Raw genomic sequence first — 6,308 nt, forward strand, 5'->3', positions numbered from 1 at the left:
CGAGATTCGGAAAAATAATCTGCTAAATGGTATCTTGACAATTTTCTAATATAGAGATAATGTATATATGTTTCCTTAGAATAGTTGTGGTTTCTACATAATGAAAAGTATAAGATAAAATAGGAGGGCTTTTTTATGAAGCAGGTAAGAAGATTACAGCCTAGGCATCCGATTCAGGTGAGAAACGGTCTCCTCGGCGGGGAGAAACCGATGGTCTGTATCCCCCTCGTAGGGAAGGATCATGACGGAATAGTCTCCGAGGCGAAGAATGTCCCCGCGATTGCCCCGGATATCATCGAGCTTAGAATTGACGCCTGGGATTTTGTTGAAGACCAGGCGGCCTTGCTGGCGATGATAAAAGAGGTGCGCGCTATCGTCGGCGAAACTCCCATCATCCTTACCTGCCGCGGCGACTGGGAGGGCGGCTTCAAGAAGGTCAGCGACGAGGCCAAATTCGGCATCTACGAGGCCGCGGTGAAAGAGGGCCTTGTCGATTTCATCGACGTGGAGCTGATATACGGCGAAGACAAGATCAAAAAGGTACTCGAGCTTCTGAACGGCACGAAGACCTCGCTGATTGTCTCTTTCCACGACTTTAAGAAGACCCCGAGTCGCGACGAGCTGGTTTCGATCCTCAAGCAGCAGATCGCCGCCGGCGCTCATGTGGCGAAGCTCGCGGCGATGCCGCAGAAGGAGGAGGACGTTCTCAACGTGCTCTCCGCCACCCTCGAGGTGCGCCGCCAGTTCCCCTGTATTCCCATCATCACTATGTCGATGGGCCCCACGGGCGCAGTCACGCGTCTCGTCGGCGGACTCTTCGGCTCGGACCTCACCTTCGCGGTCGGTTCGCAGTCATCGGCCCCGGGACAGATTCCCGTCGCGGAGCTTCGTCAGTGCTTTAACGTAATCCATCCCACACATACGGAGGCATAATATAATGGCAAAAGATCTTGTATCCTTTCAGCTGGTCAAGTTTCTCGAATCACGTGGCGTGGAAAATATCTTCGGTCTTTGCGGCCACACGGTGATCGGTTTCCTTGACGCCCTCAAGGACAGCAATATCCGCTACATCTCGGTGCGCCATGAGCAGATCGCGGCGCACGCCGCCGACGGCTATGCCCGCGGCAAGGACTGCCGGGTTCCCGGTGTCCTCATGACGCATCTTGGCCCCGGACTTACGAACGCCACCACCGGCGTCGCCGAGGCCGGCCTTAACTCGATCCCGATGGTCGTCATCGCTGGCGACGTGCCCTCCTGCTACTTCGGCCGCCATCCCCATCAGGAGGTCAACATGCACGCCGACGCGAGCCAGTATGAGATATACCGTCCCTTCGTGAAGCGCGCCTGGCGCGTAGACCGTCCGGAGCTTCTTCCCGAGGTAATGGACAAGGCCTTCCGCCTTGCCGTCACCGGACGCCCCGGCCCTGTCCTTGTCTCAATCCCGATGGATATCTTCTCGATGGAGCTTGACACACGCTTCTTCGAACAGCGCATGAACAATTTCCCCGAGCTACCGAAGCCCGGCCTCTCGGAGGCCGCCGCGGAGGAGATCGCGACGATGCTCGCGGAGGCCAAGGCCCCGATCCTCTATCCCGGAGGCGGCGTTGTCTCATCAGGAGCTGCAAAGGCGCTCACCGAGCTTGCCGAACATCTTGAAATCCCCGTGCTCTATACGCTTATGGGCAAGGGCTCGATCCCCGATGACAGCCCCCTCGCCGTCGGTATGACCGGCTTCTGGGGTACGGAGTTCAACAACACGACGGCGATGAAGGCCGACGTTATGATGGCGGTCGGCACGCGTCTCTCGGAGGCGGACTGCAGCTCATGGTATATGGGCGAGACCTTTGACGTGCCCCCGACGAAGCTGATCCACATAGACATCAACCAGGAGGAGATCGGGCGCAACTTCCCGACCGCCATCGGCGCGATCTGCGACGCGAAGGAGGCCCTTGAGGCAATCCTCGCGGCGGCTAAGAGGAAGTACCCCAACGGCGTGAAGCGTCCGGAGATCGTCAAGGCAATCGCCGAGGCCAAGGCCGCCTATAAGGCGACGCTTGTCGAGGCCCAGAATTCCGCGCAGTACCCGATGCGCCCCGAGCGTATCCTTAAAGACCTGCGCGAGGTTCTGCCGCGCGACGGTTATGTGGTGGCGGACGTAGGCTGGAACAAGAACGGCGTCGGCCAGCAGTTCGACATCTACGAGCCTGGTACCTTCGTCGCCCCCGGCGGCCTCTGCACGATGGGTTACGGACCCTCGGCGGCCATTGGCGTGAAGGTGGCGAACCCTGACAAGAAGGTCGTCGCCCTCATCGGCGACGGCGGCATGGGCACCAACGTCTCGCCCTTCGCGACCGGCGCGATGGACGGCGTGGCGGTCGTCTGGGTCGTCATGAACAACTGCGCCTTCGGAACGATCGCGGGTCTTGAGCGCCAGCACTACGACCACCAGTTCGGTACGCTCTTTATGAGGGACGGGGAGCCTTACAGCCCAGACTTCGCGGCGATCGCCGAAGCCTACGGCATCAAAGGCTATAAGGTGACGAAGGCCGAGGAGTTCAAGCCGATGCTTGAAGAGGCCCTGGCCTCCAACAAACCCTGCGTCATCGATGTGCGTATGGAAAACGCTCCCGTCGTAACCTGGGGATGCTGGAATATCAACGACATCTACCGTAAGCGCGGCGAGGAGAAGCCCTGGAGACAGTGGCAGTGGGAAGATACCACTCCCTGGTACATGGCGGAGCTTCGCGAACAGAAGACAAAGAAAAAGTAAGACCGGCGCGCCGCCGCCTCTGCCGGCAGATGCGGCGGACAGGGAAAAGTTAGGCGAAAAAGTGCCGGAGCGAATATCGTTCCAGCATCTTTTTACGAAAAAAAGAGGTTCAGAGACGGTTTGGTGGAGGCGCTCTATGCCGCCTATCTCTCGGCGGATGAGGGACGGCGTGTAAATTTGTAGCAAAAGAGAAATTTTTTGGTTGAATTCCATATAATGGAAATAAATTCTAACAAATGGTACTTGACAAGGAGATAAAAGAGGTTTATTTTATAGTTGTTTCCGATAAACAGTTTTAATTTCCATATAGCAGAAACAAAATTAAGGCATCTAAATTTATAAAAAATTTCAAGGAGATGTTATTCAATGGCAAAGCACGAAGTAACACCCGAGCAGCTGGCAAAGCTTGACGAGATATTCGCGAAGGCGAGAGCGGCGGAGAAGCAGATCGAGAACTACACCCAAGAGCAGGTAGACCGCATGGTTCGCTGCGTCGCCTGGGCGGCGGGCAACCCCAAGACCTTCCAGGAGATATGCTGGATGGGCGTCGACGAGGCGGGAGCCGGAGACAGGAACGGACGTTACGGCAAGCGCCACAAGATCCTCGGCGTGCTCCGCGACGCGCTGCGCCAGAAGAGCGTCGGCGCGATCGAGACGATCCCCGAAAAGGGCATCACCCGCTACGGGAAGCCCGCGGGCGTAATCACTTCGCTTATCCCGATGACCAATCCCGAACTTACCCCGATCGTCACCGCCATCTATGCCCTTAAGGCCCGCGACGTCGTCGTCTTCTCCCCCCATCCCCGCACGGTGAAGACCACCAACAAGGTCGTCCAGATCATGCGCGACGCGCTCGCGTCCATCGGTGAGAATCCCGACTTCCTCCAGTGCGTCTCCGAGGTCAACATGGAGCTCGTCGCCGAGACGATGAAGCGCTGCGACCTCATCATGGCCACCGGCGGCCCCGCGATGACCAAGGCGGCCCACAGCTCCGGCAAACCGGCCTACTGCTCCGGCGCGGGCAACGCGACGATGATCTACGACGAGACGGCGATCCCCGCCGAGGCGGCCCGCAACACCCGCATAAGCAAGACCTCGGACTTCGGTTCCGGCTGCTCGGCGGACGGCAACATCATCATCAGCGACGCCATTTACGACGAGACCGTTAAGGCGCTTATCGCCGAGGGCGGCTACCTCGCGACCGATGAAGAGCGTGCCCTGCTCAAGAAGGCGATGTGGAATGAAGAAGGGCACCGTATCGTGGCCACTGTCGCCGTCTCGCCGCAGGAGCTCTGCCGCAAAGCCGGCTTCGAGATCCCCGCGGACCGCAAGTTCGTGATGGTCAACAGCGAGGGTATCGGCAAGGAGTTCAAGTTCTCCGGCGAAAAGCTCACCACCCTCCTCACCATCTACAAATATGAGGGCGAGTTTGAGAACGCGCTCAAGATGATGGACGAGATATACAAGGTCGGCGGCCGCGGCCATTCATGCGGCATTTACAGCTTTGACGAGGAGCACATCCAGCGCCTCGCGCTCCGCGCCCCCGTCACCCGCGTAATGGTCCGCCAGCCCCAGTCAAAAGCCAACGCCGGCTCAGCCGAGAACGGCATGCCGATGACCTCTAGCATGGGATGCGGCACCTGGGGCGGCAACCAGGTCTCCGAGAACATCGCGCTCAAGCACTACATGAACAGCACATGGGTGGCGCGCCCGATCATGAAGGACCAGCCCAGCGAAGACGTCCTCTTCGGTGAATTCTTCGACGGCGCGGTCACGAGGGAACAGGGCGAAGTAATCAAGTTCTAAGGGATATTTCGTGCCGGATATAATATAACCGACAAAAATAATGACGGTTTCCCTATAAGGGGAAGCCGCCATTATTTTTTATACCAGTCTTTACCAAACGGAGGTAGAAAAAATGTCTGAAAATAAAAAGGTCCGCGTCGGGCTTTGCGGAGCGGGTTTCGCGGGAAAGTTCCACGCCTACGGCATTAACCGCGCCTACGGGGTGGACGCGCAGGTGAGCGTACTCTGCGAGCCGAACCGGGAGCTCGCGGAGCAGGTCGCCGCGAAATACGGCATACCGCGCATCTGCTCGGATTATAAAGAGCTCCTTAACGACGTTTCCCTTAACGTCATCGACCTCTGCACGCCGACGAATATGCATCACGTGATGATCGAGGAGGCGCTGTCGGCCGGCAAGCACGTCATCTGCGAGAAGCCGCTGACCGGATATTTTGGCGAGCCGGGCGATCCGCAGCTTGTCGGCGAGGTGGACAGGAAAAAGATGTACGAGGTCGTAGCCTCCCGCCTTGACCGGCTCCGCGAAGCGGTGAGAAAGAGCGGACGGCTCTTCATGTATGCCGAAAACTGGATCTACGCGCCCGCGGTGACGAAGAGCGCCGAGATACTGCGCGCCTCGAAGGATAAGATCATGCTCATGAAGGCCGACGAGAGCCACAGCGGTGCGCATACGCGGCTTGCCGACGAATGGAAGAACTCCGGCGGCGGCGCGCTGATCCGCCAGGGGTGCCATCCTCTTTCGGCGGTGCTCTTCCTCAAACGCACGGAGGCGGCGGCGCGCGGCGAGGCCTATTCGGTGCGCGACGTTTACGGCGACGTGGGGACGGCGCTTCGTAATATTCCTGAGTCCGGGCGCGGCGCGATCGTGGCCCGTCCCAAAGACGTGGAGGATACTGGCATGATGCAGCTGACCTTCGGCGACGGCACGAAGGCGACGGTCTTCGCCTCCGACGCGGTCCCCGGCGGCATCCGCAACACCGTCGAGGTCAACACGACGGGTGGCAACATGTACTGCAACATCTGCCAGAACAACTCGCTCATCTCCTACGCCGCGGGCGACGAGACGCTGAAGGATATATACGTCACCGGCAATGTCGAGACGAAAAGGGGTTATCAGTACGTCATGCTCGAAGAGGAGTGGTTCCGGGGCCAGATCCAGGAGTTCCAGGATTTCATGGAATGCGTCGCCTTTGACCGTGAACCGCTTTCAAACATAGATATCGCCTGCGAGACGGCGCGGCTGATGTACGCCGCCTATCTCTCGGCGGAGGAGGGGCGGAAGCTCAAACTCGCAGAGCTGTAGGAAACTCGACCCGCAGTCGTGACGAGCGGCCCGAAGGCGGCGAGAACAGCCGGTCATCCCGCTTAAAATATAAAACGTGAATAGGGCGCGGACGCCATGAACGGTGGCTGTCCGCGCCCTGTTTATTGTAATTGAGCGCTGATCCCGGCTGCTGGGTGAAATTGTAGATTAGCAGCGGGAATATCAATAAAAATATCATGTTATGAATAGGTGTCAACACGGACTTTTCGCGGTTTTCGTCTTATAAAAAATATAGGTATTGATATATTTTATCAAACGATAAATTCAGTATCTTTGTGAAAAGAGCTCTTTTTGACGAGTTTTAGCCTCTTATGATTAATAAAATATAACAATAAATGAACCGCAAAGCTGAGAAAAAGTATCATATTCAATTAGAATGAAAATTCTCCAGGACTATAAATTTATATTTTA

General features: G+C 57.3%; 4 protein-coding genes. All 4 read left to right on the plus strand.

Annotated features, from left to right (window positions below; translation table 11 throughout):
* Positions 1-135: 135 nt before the first annotated feature.
* A complete protein-coding gene (gene aroD / locus LIO98_RS07700) occupies positions 136-933 on the plus strand; it encodes a type I 3-dehydroquinate dehydratase (RefSeq protein ID WP_291955070.1) in 798 nt (265 codons plus the stop codon).
* Positions 934-937: 4 nt separating this feature from the next.
* Positions 938-2,770: a thiamine pyrophosphate-binding protein gene (locus LIO98_RS07705; protein WP_291955073.1), complete on the plus strand. Its 1,833-nt coding sequence runs from the start codon at positions 938-940 to the stop codon at positions 2,768-2,770.
* Positions 2,771-3,136: 366 nt separating this feature from the next.
* Positions 3,137-4,576, plus strand: coding sequence for an aldehyde dehydrogenase family protein (locus LIO98_RS07710; protein WP_291955076.1), 1,440 nt, complete (start codon positions 3,137-3,139; stop codon positions 4,574-4,576).
* Positions 4,577-4,688: 112 nt separating this feature from the next.
* Complete coding sequence (locus LIO98_RS07715) at positions 4,689-5,876, plus strand: Gfo/Idh/MocA family oxidoreductase (protein WP_291955080.1); 1,188 nt, start codon at positions 4,689-4,691, stop codon at positions 5,874-5,876.
* The last annotated feature ends 432 nt before the right edge of the window (positions 5,877-6,308 follow it).

Source organism: Cloacibacillus sp. (assembly GCF_020860125.1).
Classification (GTDB): Bacteria; Synergistota; Synergistia; order Synergistales; family Synergistaceae; genus Cloacibacillus.

Excerpts from the sequence above, each read along its gene's own strand:
- LIO98_RS07710 (WP_291955076.1), top strand. The coding sequence starts at position 3,137 with ATGGCAAAGCACGAAGTAACACCCGAGCAGCTGGCAAAGCTTGACGAG.
- LIO98_RS07715 (WP_291955080.1), top strand. The coding sequence starts at position 4,689 with ATGTCTGAAAATAAAAAGGTCCGCGTCGGGCTTTGCGGAGCGGGTTTC.
- aroD (WP_291955070.1), top strand. The coding sequence starts at position 136 with ATGAAGCAGGTAAGAAGATTACAGCCTAGGCATCCGATTCAGGTGAGA.
- LIO98_RS07705 (WP_291955073.1), top strand. The coding sequence starts at position 938 with ATGGCAAAAGATCTTGTATCCTTTCAGCTGGTCAAGTTTCTCGAATCA.